At 32.0% G+C, this 20,604-nt stretch carries 20 protein-coding genes; 16 read left to right on the top strand and 4 right to left on the bottom strand.

Going from position 1 to position 20,604, the window contains the following annotated elements; translation table 11 throughout:
- Nucleotides 1-290 precede the first annotated feature (290 nt).
- The 5 genes from Q1A01_RS01500 (at nucleotide 291) to Q1A01_RS01520 (ending at nucleotide 5,306) form a co-directional block, all read left to right on the top strand.
- On the top strand, nucleotides 291-2,018 hold the full coding sequence (locus Q1A01_RS01500; RefSeq protein ID WP_299674888.1) for a helix-turn-helix domain-containing protein: 1,728 nt from the start codon (nucleotides 291-293) through the stop codon (nucleotides 2,016-2,018).
- Between the two features lie 109 nt (nucleotides 2,019-2,127).
- Nucleotides 2,128-2,304 carry a hypothetical protein gene (locus Q1A01_RS01505; RefSeq protein WP_299674891.1) on the top strand — a complete coding sequence of 59 codons (177 nt, stop codon included), beginning with the start codon at nucleotides 2,128-2,130 and terminating at the stop codon, nucleotides 2,302-2,304.
- A gap of 46 nt (nucleotides 2,305-2,350) precedes the next feature.
- Nucleotides 2,351-4,525, top strand: coding sequence for a prolyl oligopeptidase family serine peptidase (locus Q1A01_RS01510; protein ID WP_299674894.1), 2,175 nt, complete (start codon nucleotides 2,351-2,353; stop codon nucleotides 4,523-4,525).
- Between the two features lie 194 nt (nucleotides 4,526-4,719).
- Nucleotides 4,720-4,914: a hypothetical protein gene (locus Q1A01_RS01515; RefSeq protein WP_299674897.1), complete on the top strand. Its 195-nt coding sequence runs from the start codon at nucleotides 4,720-4,722 to the stop codon at nucleotides 4,912-4,914.
- A 176-nt stretch (nucleotides 4,915-5,090) separates the two neighbouring features.
- A complete protein-coding gene (locus Q1A01_RS01520) occupies nucleotides 5,091-5,306 on the top strand; it encodes a hypothetical protein (protein ID WP_299674900.1) in 216 nt (71 codons plus the stop codon).
- A 96-nt stretch (nucleotides 5,307-5,402) separates the two neighbouring features.
- Here Q1A01_RS01520 and Q1A01_RS01525 read toward each other — a convergent pair whose 3' ends face one another.
- Entirely contained in the window at nucleotides 5,403-6,443 is a 1,041-nt protein-coding gene (locus Q1A01_RS01525; protein ID WP_299674902.1) for a hypothetical protein, read from the bottom strand.
- Nucleotides 6,444-7,119: 676 nt separating this feature from the next.
- On the bottom strand, nucleotides 7,120-7,476 hold the full coding sequence (locus tag Q1A01_RS01530; protein ID WP_299674904.1) for a hypothetical protein: 357 nt from the start codon (nucleotides 7,474-7,476) through the stop codon (nucleotides 7,120-7,122).
- 275 nt (nucleotides 7,477-7,751) lie between these two features.
- Here Q1A01_RS01530 and Q1A01_RS01535 point away from each other — a divergent pair, with 275 nt between their 5' ends.
- The 9 genes from Q1A01_RS01535 to Q1A01_RS01575 all read left to right on the top strand — a co-directional run bounded on the left by Q1A01_RS01535 (nucleotide 7,752) and on the right by Q1A01_RS01575 (nucleotide 16,012).
- A complete protein-coding gene (locus tag Q1A01_RS01535) occupies nucleotides 7,752-8,246 on the top strand; it encodes a CAP domain-containing protein (protein ID WP_299674905.1) in 495 nt (164 codons plus the stop codon).
- Between the two features lie 134 nt (nucleotides 8,247-8,380).
- Nucleotides 8,381-8,920 carry a 3-hydroxyanthranilate 3,4-dioxygenase gene (locus Q1A01_RS01540; protein ID WP_299674908.1) on the top strand — a complete coding sequence of 180 codons (540 nt, stop codon included), beginning with the start codon at nucleotides 8,381-8,383 and terminating at the stop codon, nucleotides 8,918-8,920.
- 6 nt (nucleotides 8,921-8,926) lie between these two features.
- Entirely contained in the window at nucleotides 8,927-9,514 is a 588-nt protein-coding gene (locus Q1A01_RS01545) for a pyridoxal 5'-phosphate synthase (protein ID WP_299674911.1), read from the top strand.
- A gap of 81 nt (nucleotides 9,515-9,595) precedes the next feature.
- Nucleotides 9,596-11,149 (top strand): aldehyde dehydrogenase family protein, encoded by a 1,554-nt coding sequence (locus Q1A01_RS01550; protein ID WP_299674914.1) that lies wholly within the window; start codon nucleotides 9,596-9,598, stop codon nucleotides 11,147-11,149.
- Nucleotides 11,150-11,486: 337 nt separating this feature from the next.
- Nucleotides 11,487-12,665: an MFS transporter gene (locus tag Q1A01_RS01555; protein ID WP_299674917.1), complete on the top strand. Its 1,179-nt coding sequence runs from the start codon at nucleotides 11,487-11,489 to the stop codon at nucleotides 12,663-12,665.
- A gap of 240 nt (nucleotides 12,666-12,905) precedes the next feature.
- Nucleotides 12,906-13,856 (top strand): OmpA family protein, encoded by a 951-nt coding sequence (locus tag Q1A01_RS01560; protein ID WP_299674920.1) that lies wholly within the window; start codon nucleotides 12,906-12,908, stop codon nucleotides 13,854-13,856.
- A gap of 16 nt (nucleotides 13,857-13,872) precedes the next feature.
- Complete coding sequence (locus tag Q1A01_RS01565; RefSeq protein WP_299674923.1) at nucleotides 13,873-14,475, top strand: hypothetical protein; 603 nt, start codon at nucleotides 13,873-13,875, stop codon at nucleotides 14,473-14,475.
- Nucleotides 14,476-14,608: 133 nt separating this feature from the next.
- Nucleotides 14,609-15,271: a hypothetical protein gene (locus Q1A01_RS01570; RefSeq protein ID WP_299674926.1), complete on the top strand. Its 663-nt coding sequence runs from the start codon at nucleotides 14,609-14,611 to the stop codon at nucleotides 15,269-15,271.
- A gap of 12 nt (nucleotides 15,272-15,283) precedes the next feature.
- Nucleotides 15,284-16,012, top strand: coding sequence for a glycerophosphodiester phosphodiesterase family protein (locus Q1A01_RS01575; RefSeq protein WP_299674929.1), 729 nt, complete (start codon nucleotides 15,284-15,286; stop codon nucleotides 16,010-16,012).
- A 62-nt stretch (nucleotides 16,013-16,074) separates the two neighbouring features.
- Here Q1A01_RS01575 and Q1A01_RS01580 read toward each other — a convergent pair whose 3' ends face one another.
- Both Q1A01_RS01580 and Q1A01_RS01585 read right to left on the bottom strand, forming a co-directional pair.
- A complete protein-coding gene (locus tag Q1A01_RS01580) occupies nucleotides 16,075-17,196 on the bottom strand; it encodes a DNA helicase PriA (protein ID WP_299674932.1) in 1,122 nt (373 codons plus the stop codon).
- A gap of 61 nt (nucleotides 17,197-17,257) precedes the next feature.
- On the bottom strand, nucleotides 17,258-18,391 hold the full coding sequence (locus Q1A01_RS01585) for an SPFH domain-containing protein (RefSeq protein ID WP_299674935.1): 1,134 nt from the start codon (nucleotides 18,389-18,391) through the stop codon (nucleotides 17,258-17,260).
- Nucleotides 18,392-18,555: 164 nt separating this feature from the next.
- On the opposite strand from Q1A01_RS01585, the gene Q1A01_RS01590 reads away from it, so the two are divergent.
- Nucleotides 18,556-20,232 carry a helix-turn-helix domain-containing protein gene (locus Q1A01_RS01590; protein WP_299674938.1) on the top strand — a complete coding sequence of 559 codons (1,677 nt, stop codon included), beginning with the start codon at nucleotides 18,556-18,558 and terminating at the stop codon, nucleotides 20,230-20,232.
- Nucleotides 20,233-20,338: 106 nt separating this feature from the next.
- Nucleotides 20,339-20,545 carry a hypothetical protein gene (locus tag Q1A01_RS01595; protein WP_299674941.1) on the top strand — a complete coding sequence of 69 codons (207 nt, stop codon included), beginning with the start codon at nucleotides 20,339-20,341 and terminating at the stop codon, nucleotides 20,543-20,545.
- Nucleotides 20,546-20,604: the final 59 nt, after the last annotated feature.

Raw genomic sequence — 20,604 nt, forward strand, 5'->3', positions numbered from 1 at the left:
TTTGTGAGTTATTATTATGATTTGCTTGCTTTTAACTAAATTTTTAAGGTGATTGAAAGGTTTTTGTTAGGATTACTAAAAATTATCGTCTTATATATTATATCTAAAAATTTTGTTAAAGCAATTAAGGAATGTTATGTTTGTTTGATTTGTTGATTCAAAGATGCATGAAGATTCCTGTTAAAAAAAGGGCTTGAAGTCGATATTCTATGAAAAACGAGTCGATATTCTAAGAAGAAGAAGAAATATATTTATCTGTAAGATTCAGATAATCAATAAGTAATAAAATTTTGAATCAATTACCCCCTAAAAAACACTTTTATAGTGTTTTATTCATCCTTTTACTGTATTCTTTTGTCGGAAAAGCCCAAGATGCAACATTTATTATTCCTGATTCTCTTAAGTCGGTATCATATGATGCGTTATTGGATAAATATGCTAAAGTTTATCTTGATACTATAAAATCTAAAATTTACCTAAATACATACTATAAGAGAGCAATCCTTGATGATGATGATATTAAAAAAGCAATTGCGTTAAGTAACATTTCTTATTATCTGGAGGGACATAAGACAAAAGTTGAAGTTGTAAATCTTGCTATACATTATACAGAAAAGTCAAATAACAGAGATTATTTGATGATTTTATACACTCTAGTTGGAGAATATTATTTAATAGAATCCTTATATGATAAAGCTTTAGATTTTTATTTAAAATCTTTAGCAATTGCCGAAGAGTTTCAAAATGAAGATTACATTTATATTAGTAAACATAATATTGCATTAATTAAAGGTGATATTGGCAATAATAGGCAATCCTTAAAGCTTTTTAAAGAATGTTATGACCGTGAAGTAAAAGTTGGAAGTAAGAGTTATTTGTATGATTATATAAGTTCTTGCTTATATCTCTCTGAATCTTTGATAAGGAATAAAAAAATGGATTCTGCAAATTTCTATTTACAAAAAATATCTAATAAAAATCATGAGAATTATCCAGACTTATTTGAAAAAATAACCATTTATAAAAATATAAGTGATTATAATCGAAACAGTATTAAAAATTATAAAAAACTAATTTATTCACTAAATAAAATAAATAATCAGAGTAATAATTTTAGTCGGGAGTTAATCATTGGGAATTATCATGCTGGTTTAATAAGTAAAAGACTTAAGATAGATAGCTCATATACTCATTTTGAAAAGGTAATTACACTATACCTTAATAATAAGACTTATATCCCAGAAGTTCGCTATTCCTTAGAAAACCTTATCAAACATTATAAAGTAAAGAAAGCCCCAAAAGAACAATTAAAACATGTCGAAAACCTTTTAAAGTTTGATAGTATATATAGCATACAAAAAAACACTTTGGGTGGTGCAATCTATACTAAATATGATACACCTGTATTACTAAGTCAAAAAGAACAACTTATTAAAAATCTTGACGAAAAAAACATAACACTAAGTTATAGTGCAGGAGTTTTATTAGCATTTGTTATCTTACTATCTTTCTTTGGAATTTATGTATTCAGAAGGAACAGAAAGCTTAAAATCTTGTTTGACAATATAGTAACTTCGACTGATAATAGAAAAACTACAGAAACGATAAATAAAGTAATTCCTGAGACTATTAAAAGAAAGGAGCTTACTATTTCCAAAAAAATAATTGAAGGAGTACTTTTAAATTTGAAAAAATTTGAAAAAGACAAGGGGTATCTCAACAAAAATCTAACAGCAGCTTCAGTTGCAAAAAAAACAGAAACCAATAGTAAATATTTATCTCAAATTGTTAATCATTATAAAGAAAAAACACTTACTAACTATATAAATGATTTACGTATTAATGAAGCTATCAATTTATTACAATCAAATAACAAAATATTAAATTATACCATTCAAAGTATTGCAGAAGAGGTAGGTTTTAATAATGCAGAATCCTTTTCAAAAGCTTTTTTTAAACATACAGGAATGAAACCATCATATTTCATTAAAAACCTAAAAGACAGAATTTTAAATTAAAAAAATGTTATCGACATTCATAGAATATCGATAACATAGTAACTTTTTAATTGTGCATTAAATATAGTTTTAATTAAATTTACACAGACAATAATTAAAAAATTAAAACATGAAAAAAAGAAGTGAAAAAATTAAACTGAACAAATTAAAAATAGCAAAACTTACAAACACATCATATATTTATGGAGGTACAGGTATCGATAATGGAGATGACCCTCTTCCAAAAAGTCGTCCTGCGATATTATGTCCAAAATTACCTACAATAACTACTAATGGCAATGATTAATGATAATTTGGCAATTAAATAAATAGACTCTTTATAAAACATTTGAATGAAAAATATTTCCAATATACTTTTACTCATGTTTCTTTTGATTGCTTTTTCTTGTAAAAAGCAATCAAAAGAAACAATATCTTATTTCGAAATTGAAAAAATGGTTGTAGTTGATTCGACAGGGAATACAATAATGACGGATTATTATCGAAACATGGAACAACTAAAAGATAGTACAGTAATCAAGTGGTTTCAAAATCAAGGTAAACTTACAAATAGTATTGTCAAGGAAATTAATCAAGAAAATGATATTTATAAAAGCATTCTAACCATAGAAAGCAAAGCGTCAAAAGATATCATTATAGAGCGATACATTTATGCAGATAATGGAGCCTATTATATCTTAAAGCGTCACAAAGAAGAAAAGATTGCTAAATTATACTACAGGTCTTTAATAAACTCAGAAGAGGAGCTACTTATTGATCCAGAAACATTACAAAAAGGAGCATCTATCAATTACATAAAAATTTCTCCCACTCAAAATAAGATTGCATTTGCCATTGCTTTAAAAGGGAGTGAAAACAGTACTATTTATGTATTAGATACTAAATCTAAAGAAATATTAACACATCACCTTCCTGAGGTAATGCCCAGAATGGCAGGAGGTATTAATTGGCTACCAGATGATTCTGGTTTTTTCTACTCAAAGTTTCCGCATTTAGATCCTAAAAAAATTACGTATCTAGAGTCTTCTATGTCTTATATACACTACATAGATGAACCTTATACTAAGGACAGAGAGATTTTTTCAATGCAAACAAATCCAGAATTAAACATGACGGTAGCAGATTTTCCAATGGTTCAAACCCGAAAGGATAATCCTACTATTTTATTAGGAAGAATAAGTGGAACAAGTTCTTATAAGGATATGTATTATTCTGAAATTATCAATGCTCAATCTATTGAAAACCCAAAATGGATTCCTCTTTTCAAGCAATCTGATCAGATAAGTCAATATATTATAAAAGGTGATAGTATCTATTATCTTACATCAAAAAATGCATCAAATTTTAAGATTTGCAAGGCACTTATTGGTAGTGATTATAGTAAAGGAGAAAATCTTGTAAAGGAAAAGGAATCATTAGTAATTGTAGATTTTGATTTAGTAAATAATACACTTTATTATTCCACAATTAAAAATGGTGTAGAAGCCCACTTGATTAAAGTTATTAATAAAAAAGAAGAAGAGATTGCATTGCCATTTTCGGCAGGTTCTTGCTACGTAAGAGCAGTTAATAATAATTTGATGGTCTCAGTTACGGGTTGGGTAAAGCCTACTGAAAATTATTTATATAAAACGGATAATAAAGAGTTTTTATTTGTAGATTTAAACAAGTCATTATATCCTGAATTTAAAGATTTCATTGTTGAAGAGGTAGAAGTAATCTCTCATGATGGAGAAAAAATACCACTTTCAATTATTAGGCATCCAGATACCAAATTAGATGGTAGTAATAGAGTGAAAATTAATGCCTATGGTGCCTATGGAAGTTCATCATCCCCATACTTAGAGATAAGTAGTTTGAATTGGGTAAAATCTGGTAATATTTATGCAGTAGCCCATGTAAGGGGTGGAGGAGAAAAGGGAGATGCCTGGCATAAAGCAGGGTTTAAAACGACAAAATCCAATAGTTGGAAAGACTTTATTGCTTGTACTGAATACCTTATAGACAATAAATATACTAATCCTGAACGTACTATTGCTTTTGGTGTAAGCGCTGGAGGAATTACTATAGGGAATGCCTTAGTAGAACGCCCTGATTTATATCAAGTGGGACTTCTATTTTCTGGATTTGTAAATGCAACTAGATCCGAATTTCAACCTAATGGAGCTAATAGTAAAAAAGAGTTTGGAGCATTAGCAATTGAAGAAGAAGCTAAAGGGCTTGTAGAAATGGATGCGTATCTTAAAATCAAAGAGAATGTTAGCTATCCAGCTATCTATGCTTTTGTAGGATTGGAAGATGGTCAGGTTGCTGCTTGGGATTCAGGGAAATTTGTAGCACGTCTTCAAAATGATGCTATCACCAAAGGTCCTGTCCTACTCGAAGTGGATGAAGATGGCGGTCATGGAGGAGGAGGCACAGCGCACGATTCGTATCAAATTGTTGCAAATATGGATGCATTTGCACTCTGGCAAACAGGTCATCCTGATTATCAGCTTAAAGAGTGATCTTCATATTACACTTACTTCCTGTAGAAACGATGGTGAATAGAATTGTGGTAATATAATTTCAACGCTTTCGCGAAAGCGTATATAAGAAACTTCAAACAGATTTACTAGTATTGCGTGAAAACCGTAAAATATTGATTTTCAGTTAATTTTAATTATATTGAAACTATTATTAACCTCATAAATCAATTAATATGTTAGAAAACATTTCAAATTTAGGTATTGTTTTAGAAAAGGCAGATCAGAAAAAAATTACAGGAGGAGTTTTACCTCCACTTATCCCTACCGTATGTGGAGGTACAGGAGGGAAAAGAACAAATTACTCACAAGAACAGTGTTTCGGCTATGGATATTCTTGGGAATATGGGGCCTGTTATATTTGTTACTAAACACATTTTATATTATTTATTAGATATAGCGAACATAAGTTCGCTATTCTTTTTATACGCTCTTATTAAGTTTACTGTAACAGTTTTACAGATTCTATATACGCATATACATTTACTATTGTATGCAGTATATAGTTAGACTAACTTCAAGATATTAATTTTAAAACTTTATCATTATGAAAAAAAAGAGTATCAAAAGCTTAACGCTTAACAAAGAAGTTATTTCTAGTTTTAACCATATTACCATACAAGGTGGAATGGGTAAAAAATCAAGACAAGCAGGTTGTGAAGGAAATGGAGGGGATACTGCTCAGTCATTTTGTGGGTATGCAACATGTGGTACTCAATGTGAAGTTCAAACCGCATCAGAACAGACTGTATGTTGTAACTAAATTAATAAAAATGATAAAATCATTTTATTTCTTATAATAATTTAAAAGCCTTGATTTATAATAAATCAAGGCTTTTCTTTAAAAATGTATTAGCTATTATATCGCTTTAGATGAAAATATATCAATACATTTTTGATAATATAAAATCGTTTGTCTTAATAAGTTGAGTCCTTCTAATATTGTTTTACAAACTGGGATTAATTCTTTTTCTATAATCTCTTTTGATACTTCTTTTACTTTATGAAGTATAGATTGTAATTGCAAAGGTTTTTTAACCTCAAATGAAAATGATGGAATATGAATTTGTGCATCAACCTCATCACCTGTATATACATCTATAATGGTCTCGTGTCTTTCTAGCATATCATCTGCAACAAGTGTAATTGTTTCTGTTTGCTGTTTTAATGCTTTATCAAACTCGCTAGTATATCCTTTATCATATACCGTATTTATCGCCTTGAGGTCAGTAAGAACTTCTTTATACAATTCTATTTTATTCTGTAAAAGAATACACTTTTCTATAAATAATTGCTTCTTTTGATCTTTGATATCTATTACAGAAGTACTTGTCTCTACATTAAGAAGCTCTTTTGTAATCACAACTGTAGCATCTGCTATTGCTGTAAACTTTTGATGCTGTTCTTCTGTAAATAGAATATCTTCATAATACATATCATTTTCCTGATTAAAATCAAGAAACTCTTTGATAAATTCATTTGCAACTAATACTTTTATAAGGGTTTCCTTTACAACTAGTGATTGCTTTTCTACAATTTGATATATTAAATTCTCCCATAAAAAAATCTCTTGCGTTTCTGTCAATAATGTTGCGCGTTTTATATTTCTTTTAATAGTACTATAGGAAAAATCTGTTCTATGTTCTGAAAGCCATATAGAAAAATCATACAATAATGGCAATGCACTACGCACTTCTAAACTTTTTTCAAAAATATTATACATCCTCACTGCTTTTTGCATCGCAGCTGCTCTTTTTTCTTTGTCTTTTATTCGTGTAATTTTTACAAAATGACTTGTCTTATTTGCTGGAGGATATATAAGATATTCATTATTACTGCTCTTATTATTTAATACTGGGTCAATTAAGGCCACATCTGCCTTTGAAGAATACTTCTTCATGTGAATCTCTTTTTAAATTAATGTTGTAATTGCTCTTAGGGAGAGCACTAATATGCTTTTTTGATGTGGTGCGTAAAAAAGTCATAGCATTGATATCCCTCTACAAGACATCATTATATCAAGCTATATTATATAAATGGTTACCTAATAATATAACTTACGATTCATCTAAAAGTTGTCGTCCCCCAACGACCTCTATTATATCATCGATTTTAGTGCTCTCATACATAAGAGCAAGTACTTATATATACTTTCCTTAGAGTGTGGTTTAGAGAAAAGAAATAGTAGTTTCTTTTACTCCATAAAGAAGGTCATTCTACTGTTTTTAAATCATGCCTTGCATGTAAAAACAAAAAGGAGTTTAGTTGCTTTTTCAATACTTTAAAAATTAAATTATACCATGTTTTATTTGTTAAAACAAAACGCTTCTCTAAAGTGGTGCTTAAAAGCGAACTGATGCCTAAAAGGCATCTATTGTTTTTGATTTAGGGTGCATTATTAATAACGGATAAATACGAATTATAGTATATAATTTGAGTTTTATACTCATTATCATACAATCCCCTTTTCGTATTTTCAAACTTAAAAAATCTTTTTACAAATTCATAATAAATACGAGTTAAACGTATCACAAAAATTAAGCCATAAAATAAACATTACACAAATACCATCATTATTATTTTACTTTTCGTTTTACTAGTGCATAATATTCACCACCTTCTATTGGTAAATATCCCTGATCATACACAAAGTAATAAACTGTTCCTGCCTTGGTAGTATATATACTTGTAAAGTAGTTAAAATCAAAATCGGCAGAAGTAAGCTTTACTTTGGTGGTCTTTGTTTTTTCTCCAGGATTAAGCATTTCTAGAATACGATAATTTTTACGTAGCCTATTATTAATATTACGTACTAGATTTTTAGAGTCTTTATTAAATTTATTATTATAACTATTCCGACAGGAATCATTGCAAAACTTCTTGTCTGCACGACCTATGATACGTGTTCCACACTCAAGACAACTTTTTTCCATAAATACTACTCCCTTTTAATCTGTATAGTCTCTAAATAAATTTAAATATCAAAACTTTTTACACATCATAAACATATAACAAAGCTCATAAGCTTAAAAGTAATAAATTAATTACTAGTTATTTTCCTAAAGCCACCCTTTTGGTGTAAGAATTTCAATAGTTTCAATAGATATGTTGTAAGAATTTGTGTATTTCATCGATTAAACGCATTATTATGACGTTTAAATACATTTTTATTCTATATTAGTAATCCCAAATCATAATACCCCAAATCATGAAGTTACTTACAAATGCCCTATTTGTCATGGGATTCGTATGTCTATTTGCGTCTTGCAGTACAGATGAAATAGATGACCCATCTGCAACAGTAAATTTTGAAAGCGAATTTGTAGTTGAAAATAATGACGCTATGTCTAATGAAATTTTGACTATCATTAACGACTATAGAGCAACGCTGAATCTTCCTCCTTTTTCCGCACACAATTTAGCTAAAGAAGAAGCTTTAGATCATACATCCTACATGATTGTAAACAATAAAGTGAGTCATGATAATTTCTTTCAACGTTCAGACTACTTAAGAGCAAATGGCGCAAATGCCGTGAGTGAAAATGTTGCCTTTGGGTACCGTACAGCTCAAGCTGTAGTAGATGGATGGTTGAATAGTCCAGATCATAAAGAAGCAATAGAAAGCGATTTTACCCATTCAGGGATCAGTGTCGCACAAACAGAAAGTGGTGTTAATTTCTTTACACACATTTTTGTTAAATAAGAACCCCAAACCATAATTGGTTTACAGCCCCGTTAGTATTTTACTAGCGGGGTTGTTTTTTACAAATCAATTAGAATCCTTATGAAGTCAAGTAAGAGAGATTGTTGTATTTTTATACAAATTCTTTTAAGATCATGGCTATAGCAAAACCTTTCAACCTAAATCAATGGATAGAAGAAAATAGAGATCTTCTTAAACCCCCTGTAGGAAACAAAAACCTATACAAAGATGCTGGAGATTATATTGTCATGGTCGTAGGTGGTCCAAATGCCAGAAAAGATTATCATTATAACGAAACGGAAGAATTGTTTTACCAACTTGAAGGGCACATTGAAGTACATATTCAAGAAGACGGACAGAAAAAAACAATGAAGTTAGGACCTGGGGATATGTATTTGCATCCAGCAGGGGTGCCGCACTCTCCTGTACGACATGAAAATTCTATCGGTCTTGTTATAGAACGTAAACGTATTCATTTAAATGGAGAAGACGGGTTACTTTGGTTTTGTGACAATTGCAACACCAAATTATATGAAGTTCGTTTTCTTTTAGAAGATGTAGAAAAAGATTTCTTAGGTCATTTTATAGATTTTTATGGAGATGAGAAAAAACGCACCTGCTCTAATTGTGGAGAAATCATGCCTACAGACAAACGCTTTGTGCCACAAGAGTAATCCATTATGAATATTGCTGAGTATCCAGAACCTATAGATACATTTGTACGCTGGCTACACGAGCATGTCACAATAACAAAAAGCAGCTATTCATCTGCATGTATTTTATCTACTCAAGGACTAGATGGATTTCCAAATGCTCGCAATGTATCTCTAAAATGCATTGAAAAACCTTATTTCATCATCACAGGCTCTACCCTCTCCAGAAAAGGAAAGGAAATTGAAACACATCCTAAAGTAGCGCTTACATTTTGGTGGGAAGAAACCAAACGCCAAGTTCGCATCCAAGGAACTGCTTCTCAAATTTCTGAAAAAGACGCACATTTCTTCTTTAAAGATCGAAGTTATGAATCTCAAATTGTAAGTTCTATAAGTAAACAAGGAATGCCCTTAAAAAAGTTGGAATCTTTAAGGGTACGCTTTCGCGAAAGCATAAAAAGTCAGCGACCCATTGAAAAACCAACACATTGGAGTGGTTGGAAAATCAAACCTTATCGCATAGAGTTTTTGGAATTTAACACTTCTCGATTTCACAATAGAGTATTATATACACAATCTGAAGACAGTTGGAACATCACACAGTTGCAACCATAATAAAGATACGGTATTCTTTTTCAGGCATAGTATTATCTGTATCTTCGCAAACGATTTCTTTAATATAAAAAACAAAACAAAATGAGTACAGTCGCTACAGATTTTGGAATGGATCAAGCATTAAAACAGCTTGGTTTAAAAGATATAAATGATGGAACTTCTACTGGAAATAATTGGTTTTCCAATGGAGACATTATTGAGTCACACTCTCCAGTTGACGGACAACTTATAGGAAAAGTAACAGGCTCGACAAGAGAAGATTATGACAAAGTAATGAATGCAGCTACTGCTGCATTTAAAACATGGAGAACAAAACCAGCTCCCTTAAGAGGAGAAATAGTACGCCAGTTTGGACAAAAACTACGCGAACTTAAAGAGCCTTTAGGAAAGCTTGTTTCTTACGAAATGGGAAAATCATATCAAGAAGGTCTTGGTGAAGTACAAGAAATGATAGATATCTGTGATTTTGCAGTGGGTCTTTCACGTCAGTTACATGGTCTTACGATGCACTCAGAGCGTCCAGGACACCGTATGTATGAACAATATCATCCACTAGGTGTTGTTGGTATTATCTCTGCATTTAACTTTCCAGTAGCGGTATGGGCTTGGAATACAGCTTTAGCTTGGATATGTGGAGATGTATGTGTTTGGAAACCATCAGAAAAAACACCTTTATGTGGTGTTGCTTGCCAAAATATTATTGCAGAAGTTTTAAAAGAAAATAACCTTCCAGAAGGTATTTCTTGCCTTATTAATGGAGATTATCAAGTAGGTGAATACCTAACTACAGATACTCGTATTCCTTTAGTTTCTGCAACAGGTAGTACACGTATGGGTAAAATTGTTTCTCGTACAGTAGGAGAACGCCTAGGTACATCTTTATTAGAATTAGGAGGAAACAATGCTATTATTGTAACTCCAGATGCAGATATCAAAATGACAGTTATTGGAGGTGTGTTTGGAGCTGTTGGTACTTGTGGACAGCGTTGTACTTCTACAAGACGTCTTATTATTCATGAAAGCATTTATGATAAAGTAAAAGATGCTGTAGTCGCTGCTTATGGTCAATTACGCATAGGAAATCCACTTGATGAAAATAATCATGTAGGTCCGTTAATTGATACAGACGCTGTAACAAATTATAATAATGCCTTAGAGCAAGTAGTTGCGCAAGGTGGTAAAATAATCGTAGAAGGTGGTGTTTTATCAGGCGAAGGATATGAAAGTGGATGTTATGTAAAACCTGCTATTGCTGAAGCAGATAATAGTTTCCCAATCGTACAACACGAAACATTTGCTCCTGTATTATATCTTCTTAAATATTCTGGAAGCGTAGAAGATGCTATTGATCTTCAAAATGGTGTTGCACAAGGGTTATCTAGTGCTATTATGACTAATAATCTTCGTGAGGCAGAACGCTTCTTAAGTGTTGCTGGATCTGATTGCGGAATTGCAAATGTAAATATTGGAACTTCTGGTGCTGAAATAGGAGGTGCTTTTGGAGGAGAAAAAGATACAGGAGGAGGACGTGAGTCTGGTTCTGATGCATGGAAAGTATATATGCGTCGTCAAACAAATACGATAAACTATACTACACAATTACCATTAGCACAAGGAATCAAATTTGACTTATAAGACATACTCATTCCCTAATAAATTAAAGCCCCCACATAATTAATTATGTAGGGGCTTCTTTTGTGTAGTTTTGTAGTTTCAATTAAGATTTTAAACCGTACTATCTAAACAGAGATAGCATAAGTAGGATTAAGATCTAGTAGTCTTGTTATGATTTCCAGTCAAAAAACTTAATTCTAATCAGTAGGATTAATACGTTTGCTTATTAAACAACAGTAAGAGCATAATTCCTACCCATCTATTATAATTTTATTAAAAAAAATAAAATTGCTTCTTTAAAATGATAGTATTTCTCTATTTTACAGACATATGTTAGTATCTATAATCTATTCTGACTTTGACTAATAATAGACCTGTTTCTAAATGGATACTACCTATAATTGTAGTTTCTCAATTTTGTGGTACATCACTATGGTTTTCTAGTAATGCCATATTAGAAGATCTTATTATTCATTATTCATTACCTGAAAACACGCTTGCACATATAACCTCTTCTGTACAATTTGGATTTATAATAGGTACACTTCTATTTGCTATACTTAGTATTGCTGATAGGTTTTCTCCTTCAAAAGTATTTACACTAAGTGCACTAGTGGCTGCCCTTTTTAACGCAGCTATTATTTGGGATCAAAACTCCCTCATGGGTATTCTTTTTTTTCGATTTCTAACGGGTTTTTTCTTAGCAGGCATTTATCCTGTAGGCATGAAAATTGCTGCCGATTATTATCATAAAGGATTAGGAAAATCTTTAGGTTTCCTAGTAGGAGCTCTGGTCTTAGGCACTGCTTTCCCACATATATTAAAAGGTTTTACAGAACAACTCCCTTGGAAAACAATCGTAGTGATTACATCAATCATTGCTACTTCAGGAGGATTTCTTTTATACTTTTTAGTGCCAGATGGTCCTCACAGAAAAAAAAGTGCTTCTTTAGATTTTTCTATGATCATCAAAATCTTTAAAAACAAAAAATTTAAAGCTGCTGCGTTTGGATATTTTGGGCATATGTGGGAGCTCTATGCATTCTGGGCATTTGTTCCAATAATTATTTCTTTCTACAATACATTATATCCAGAAAGCACTTTAAACAATGCTATTTCTTCTTTTATTGTGATAGGAATAGGGGCTGTTGCATGCATTATAAGTGGGTATATATCTTTATATAAAGGAGTCAAAAAAACAGCCATTATCGCTCTCATGATCTCTGGTCTTTTTTGCGTGGCTTCTCCTTTATTATTTATAATTCCTTCTCAAAATTTATTTCTAGGATTATTATCTTTTTGGGGTATGGCTGTTATTGCAGATTCGCCTTTATTTTCAACACTCGTAGCTCAAAATGCAGAATCTACCTATAAAGGCACAGCACTTACCATTGTAAACTGTATTGGCTTTGCCATTACAATAGTTAGCATCCAACTTCTTCTTCTTTTACAAAATTATATCGACACCCCATATCTATTTATAATCCTAGCAATAGGGCCTTTATTTGGTGTAATTTCTATCTTAAAAAAAACGTAATAGTATTTGTACTACGCTACTATTAGACTTTATTAAATAAACAAAACACTTGACTTCTTAGGATTACTATATGTCAAAAAACAATTTATTTCACTTACAACAAGACAGTTACTTCTATTTTATCGACAACGGTAGTATCTCTATCGATTATTTACAAAACACCTATCTAAAAACCATAAACGTGTTTCTTTAACACTTTTTTAGTAACTTTAAAACACTATTAACCAAAAACTAACCAAAATGAGTAAGAAAACGAGATACCTGTTTGGTATTTTGCTTACGATTATTATTGGAATGATTTTAATGTGGTTTTTCTGTTGTAAAAATGCAACACACAAGAAAGACGCTACAGAAGATCTACCTCAAAATGATCAAAAAGAAGCAGTAGTTGAAACAACGCCTCCAACTGCTACAAACATGGGCTTTACTTTTAAAGACCCCGACGGAAACTTTGCATATTCAAGCAATGATAATTTTAACTTTACTATTTCTGACTTTAACCTATTAACCCCTATCTCTGATAAAATAAACATAGGAATAGATGAGTTGCAAAGATATCTTGATGAGAATAATGAGAAATATTTAGATATTACAGGACTTTATACCTCTACTGAAAATAACCCCTCTGCATTTCCTAATTTGGGAGTTGCTAGAGCAAATGCTGTAAAGAATTACTTAAGTTCAAAAGGAATATCTTCTAGGCAACTAAATATTTTTGGAAAAGAAGACAATTCTTTAATAGCAAATGATTCTATATTTAAAGGACCTATAAATTATTTAATACATAATAGAGCCGCAAATACTGATGAAGCCAGTGATTTAAAAGAATTAGAAAATCTCAAAAAACGTATTAATGACGATCCGTTAATTCTTCATTTCGGTAATGCGCAAGCATCCATAAACCTTACGACAGAACAGCGTCAAAAAATAGCAGATATTAGTCGTTATTTAGACAAAGTAGAAGGTTCTTCTATAACTATAGAAGGGCATACAGATAATAGTGGTAGTCGTGCTACAAACATGCCTTTAGGTAAAAAAAGAGCCGATTATGTAAAAGGATATTTTAAAGGTAATGGAATACCTGAATCCAAAATCATTACTACCTCAAAAGGGCCAGACGAACCTATAGCTTCTAATGAAACCGAAGAAGGTAAAGCAAAAAACAGACGCTCTATCGTCAGAATAAACTAACTAAAAAATTAAAGAAATGAATTTATTATTAATAGACTTATCAAATATACCATGTTGGCTTATACCCCTACTTGTTGGGCTTATCTGTGCCATTTTAGGATACTTATTAGGACGTCTTGCTGGAAAAGGTGATGACACTAGCGACGATCTTGATTTATGGAAGCGCAAAAATGCTTCCTTAAAAGCCGATTTAGATGCATGTCGTTCTCAGCTTAAAACAGCTTCTGCAGCTCCTGTTGCTGCTAGTAGTAGTGCTAGCATGTCATCTTCATTTGCTGCTGAAACCGTAGTTACTCCAGAACCTACAATCACTATGATTCCTTTTGACGCAGCAGCTGCAAAAGCAGCTTTTGGAAAAAAAATCAATGAAGATGATTTAACTGTTGTAGAAGGAATTGGTCCAAAAATCAGAGAATTATTTCACAATTTTGATATCAAAACATGGGCTTCTTTAGGAGATACAACAGTAGAAAAATGCCAAGAAGTACTTAACAGTGGAGGAAAACGTTTTGAAATACATCGTCCTAAAACATGGCCAATGCAAGCTAAGTTAGCGGCTCAAGGAAAATGGGAGGAACTTAAAAAATGGCAAGACGAACACGATTATGGAAAAGAATAAAACTTCTATTCTATACAATATACAAAAGCCTCTTCTATAGAAGGGGCTTTTTATTGCTCTATAAAATTAATGTATATTCACGACACAAAACCCTCCTATCTAATTATTAAATAATAAAATAACCGTCGACAGTATGACAAGAGAAGAACATCTTCAATTTTGCAAAAAATGTACTAACCGAGAATTAGATATGGAACAAGGACTTCTATGTAGCCTTACAAAAAGAAAAGCCGATTTTGAAGGGGAATGCCGTGATTATAACCATGATGAAACCGTATTAGAGCAAATGGATGATACAGAAGCACTAGATAGACAAGTTGCCTTAGCTAGAGTGTCTGAAAAAGCATTAGAAAGATACAGATCAGAACAAAATCTTCCTGCCGCTATAGGTACAGGGGTTTTGGTAGGTTTTATTGGCGCTTTATTATGGGCTGCAATCACAGTAGCTACAGGATATCAAATAGGATATATGGCCATTGCTATAGGTGCAGGAGTAGGAATCTCTATGCGTATGTTTGGGAAAGGAATGGATCAAATTTTTGGAATCTCTGGAGCTATCATTGCTATTATTAGCTGCCTTGCAGGTAACTTTTTTAGCCTTGTAGGTTATAGCGCAAATGCAGAAGGTGTTGGTTATTTAGAAATGTTAAGCATGATAGATATCTCTTTAATTATACCTGCAATGAAAGAAAATTTTAGTGGAATGGATTTATTCTTTTATGCCATTGCTGGATATGAAGGATACAAATTTGCTTTTAGAGCTTTTACAGAAAAAGAACTTGCAAAAGCAGAATAACAATCCATTGAAGTGAAAAAGATTGCTACATGGCTTACGACTATACCCATTGCACATCGTGGTTTACATGATGGCAATCTTAAAACTCCTGAAAATTCTTTATCCGCTTTCGCGAAAGCAATAAAAGAAAACTACCCCATAGAACTCGACATCCAAATTATACAGGATGGAACCGTTATTGTTTTTCACGACACAGATTTAAAACGTATTTGTAATAATTCAAAAAAAACAAGATCATTAACCAAAGCCACATTAAAAGAACATACCCTTTTTAATACCTCTGAAACAATTCCTACACTTCAAGAAGTACTAGACATTGTAAAAGGCCAAGTACCTTTACTTATAGAATTTAAAACGAATAGTCTTTCAAAAAAACTAGAGCAAAATACATTATCGTTACTTAAAGAATATAAAGGAGCGATCGCATTACAATCATTTAACAGATCTTCTGTAAAATGGCTTTGTAAACAACACCATAGCTATCCCGTAGGGCAACTAGCAGAACCCTCTCATGCTATTAAACCTTTAAATTACATCTACGATTATTTACAGCTTAATAAAAATATGTCTCCTGATTTTGTAGCGTATGATATAGATGATTTACCCAATAAAAGAGTCTCCTATTTTAAAGAGAAAGGAGTCCCAATTCTATTGTGGACAGCTCGTAGTCAGTCGCAAATTGAAACTCATAAAACCTTGGCTGATAATATTATTTTTGAAGGGTTTACACCTCATTTATAAAAGAGATTTTACACTTATTACTTCCTTTTTGATCATTTGTTAAAATAAGAATAGATATAAAATCAGTAAGAAGCACCTTCTGAGGATTGAGTTATAAAGACAATAGCTACAATCAATAGGATAGCAAAAACAACAGCGAAAAAGATTTTCCAAAAAGAATAAGGTCTACTTCCAGAAACAATCCCAGTTTCTCCATTTACAAAGAAGTTATATTCTTTTCCATTATACCTATACGAACTCACATACACAGGGAGTAATATATGTTTAAATGTTTCTTCAGAAAGTTTCATGTCTATACTATTTACACGCTGCGTATCACCTCCTATATCTCTTCTACACCATCGATCTGCAATACGACGCGCTTCTTCTTTGGATTCTAGATGTCCTTCTTGTAACGGAATCGTATATTTTTCTGTGATAAAACCTCTTAGAAAACTACTATTAAACGGTTGTAGTTTTTGTAAATTCCAACGTGCAATTTTCTTAGGAATACGTCCAGCTTTCTGTTGTGAAGCTTTGATAAGGGTATCATCTATAAAGCCTGAAATTCTACCTGATGCAGGATACCATCGAGTTTTGCGCACTTGACGCGTACGTGAATTTCCTTTACTGTCTCTGTAACGTTGTGTTTCATAATAATAGACTCCTCTTTGTCCAGTATAGGTAGCTCTTAACTGTGCATCAAATGTCCAATAAGGCAAGTACAATCCTTTTGTAAATTGAGGATCTAAAGATGCTTTTTTAAGATTGTTAGGTGCCCACCAAAGACCATTCACCCATTTTTTAAATGTCTGAAATGATTGTTTCTGGTTTATTTGAAAAGGTAACACAGCACCTGGCAATATCCAATCTTCTGTATACATGTCCTCTACAATCAAAGGCATACTACAATAGACACAATGCAGTGATTTGTAATTCTCTTCAACATGTTGATTTGCACCACAATTTTTACAATTCAACATAGAGATTTTCTCACTATGCGATTGCGCTCCCATTTCTTTAAGATACAGAGAGAGTTCTAATTCTTCAAAGCCATTAGGGTCTACTGTAATTTCTTCTTTATGCCCACAATACTCACACGTAACCGTTGAGGTGCCGGGCTTATAAGTAAGCTCTGCGCCACAATTGATACATGACTTTTTAAGTTCTGTGTGTTGTTGTACAGTAGATTCTGATGTTGCCATACATTGAGATAGTTGCGCCTTTAAAAAAAGCGCAACTTATTAGGAATTTAGTAATCGTTATTTATTGTTGTGGTAATGGTGGTGGTGTATTTCCTCCCAAGAATGATTTCAACTCTTCAACATCTTTTAGTGCTGTCCAATTAGCCATTCCTTGCTTCCAGACCAAACTATCACGATTTACAGTTCTACTTGCAAAGAGCACTTTCAATTGCTCAAAAGATACAGGTCCTTGCTGTGCTCCATTAGCCGCATAAAAATACTGTACCTGTACAGGTATTGGAGGTGGCATTCCAGGGGCTTGTTGTTGCATAGGTTGTTGTCCTCCCATTTGAGGACTCATCATACCGCCCATTTGCTGTGCTAATACAAAGCCCATTCCCATTCCCATTCCAGCTCCTGCGGTTCCACCTTCATTAGCCGCTGCAGCTTCAATAGCTTTAGCTGTTTTAAACTTGGTTAACTTATCAAGGTCTAATTTATCAATACGACTATATTCAAAAATCTCCTTTTTAAGCTCTTCTGGCATAGAGACATTCTCTATATAGAATTTCTCTAGTGAGATTCCTACAGACGTAAACTCAGGTTGCATTACTTCCTGACATGTTTCTGATAATTCTGAAGTATTTGCTGCATATAACTCAATAGGAAGGTTTGCTTCTCCAACCGTGTCTGTAAAACGAGTCGCTATTAAACTTTTTAAGTGCTCATTAATTTCAAAGTTGGTAAAATTACTATCTGTTCCTACAATGTCTACAATAAACTTGCCTGGATTTGACACTTTAAAAGCATAGGTTCCAAAAGCACGTATTTCAACAAGACCAAAACGCTCGTCACTTAATGTAATAGGGTTTTTAGTTCCCCATTTTTCGTCAGTAAAAAGATGTGTATTTACAAAATACACCTCAGCTTTAAAGGGAGAATTAAATCCATATTTCCACCCTTTAAGAGTTGTTAGAATCGGTAAATTCTGCGTAGTAAGATCATACGTACCCGGTGTAAATACATCTGCTAATTGCCCTTCATTCACAAAAACAGCCGCTTGTCCTTCACGAACAATTAATTTTGCGCCATTCTTAATCTCATTCTGATAGCGCTCAAAACGATGCGCTATTGTATCATCTGTATAATCGAGCCACTCAACAATGTCTATAAATTCATTGGTAAGTTTCTCTTTTATTTTATCAAAAAGTCCCATAGTTGATTGGTTTATAATTGGAGTACTAAAGCTACAAAATACCACGCATATGGGAAAAAGAAAATTCCTGAATATAAATAGTGCTTTTAGATTACAAAAAAATGATAATCACTCAATGCCATTTATAATTATTCATCCTATATTTAAAAAATATAATATTACAGATGCAAATAAAAAAATATCATCTATTACTCTTCTTTTTAAGTACCTATGCAAGTATATTTTCTCAAGAAAAAGAGACTGCCGAAGATGATATCTTTGTTGATCTTGTCAATCAGTTTTACGCTTCTAAAGATTTTGATAATAAAATAGGAATATCTGATACTATTTTAAAAATTGCAAAAAACGACGGTGACACCTTACATATAATGACAGGGTATTATCTTAAATCATCAATCTATACTGATGATCGAGTAATACAATATTCAGATAGTATCATAAAACTGTTTGAAAAACAGCCGACCATATATCAACCTGCTAGTTCATACATCGTAAAAGGAAGACATCATTTTAAAAAAAGAAAGTTTAAAAAATCGCTCGATGCTTTCATCACAGCAGATAGGTATACAAAAGAATATGCTAATAAAAACTTACAATTCAGTGCAAATTACAATCTCGCCTTGTTAAAAAAACGTATTAGTGAAAACGAAGAAGCAAAAACGATCTATTTGAATAATTTAGATTATTTATATAGCAACTTAAGTAATTCATCATATTTACTTTATCACTACTTTGGCTTAGCCAATTGCTATCGCGATCTAGGCAAGATAGATTCTTCGTTCTACTATATTGATAAGGGATTTAAAGAGTCCATCGTTCAAGAAAATACGTATATGCACGATCTTTTTTCTTTGACGAAAGGAATTAATAACTATTCGCAAGGAGACTTTGAATTAGCAGAGTATCATATCTCTCAATCTATCCCTGCTATTATAGAACGAAAAGACCTACCTAATATAGCAGTAGCGTACTACTATAAAGGAGAAACAAATTTGCAACTAGACCAAGACGAAGAAGCAATATCATATTTTTCAAAAGTGGATAGTATTTTTGCTATAACCAATGACTTATTACCAGAATTACGCCCCGCTTATGAACATCTTATTACGAATTATAGCGAAGGGGGCTCAAAGAATGATTCCATAGCATTTTACTACGTCAAACAACTTTTAAAGTTAGATAGCATTGTTGCATCTAATACCTTATATATCAACAAAAACTTTTCAAAAAAATATGATGTACCTCAACTCTTAGAGAAAAAAGAGCTTTTAATAAAAAAGCTATCTAATACCAATAACAGAAAAAATACTATTTTATGTGTATTTTCAATCTGTTTACTTGTATTCTTATCATACTATCTATGGGATAAAAAGAAAACGAAGAAAAAAATCAAAGCATTGTTAGCATTTACAAAAGAGAAAGAACAAACGAGTATTAATACTTTCAAAAAATCAGTAGAAAAAAAAGAACTTAAATTATCATCTGAAATTCAACAAAACATCATTGAAGGATTGCAAGACTTTGAAGCAAGGAACGGTTTTTTACGAAATGATATTACGTCAAACACTCTCGCCAAAGAACTTAATACCAATTCAAAATATTTGGCGCAAATGGTTAAACAAATATACAATTGTAGTTTTACCAATTATCTCAATGATTTACGTGTTAATTATGTGATAAGAAGATTGGATCAAGATGCAAAGTTTAGACAATACACTATTAAAGCCATTGCTCAAGAAATAGGATTTCTCAAAGCTGATTCTTTTACAAGAGTGTTTAAAAAAAATACAGGAATAGCATTTTCTCAATTTATTAAGCAACTGAATGCTGAAAAACGATAAAATTTGACACCCCATTTCGAGAATTAGGGTAACAAGTCAATAATTTATATAGGTTTTTAAAACTACCGTCTATATTTTTAGTGTTATAAACTTAAAATAAAATAGAATGAAAAAAAGTAAAGAAAAACTTCAATTAAAAAAATTGCAAATTTCAAAACTTCAAAATCTTAATAAAATACAAGGAGGAGGTACTACAATTGATAATTGTGACCCTGGTGGAGGAACAGATGATCCAAACAATGGTGAAGTAGAAAAATGTGTATTGGGTTCTGCAATAATTATCCGCCAAGATCCAGAAAATCCAAATCACTAATATGACGTATAGATGTATTGTATTACTTTTTTTATTTGGGCTAATCTCCTGTAAAGGAA

Origin of the sequence: uncultured Dokdonia sp. (genome assembly GCF_947492815.1) — a bacterium.
In the GTDB taxonomy this organism is placed as follows: Bacteria; Bacteroidota; Bacteroidia; order Flavobacteriales; family Flavobacteriaceae; genus Dokdonia.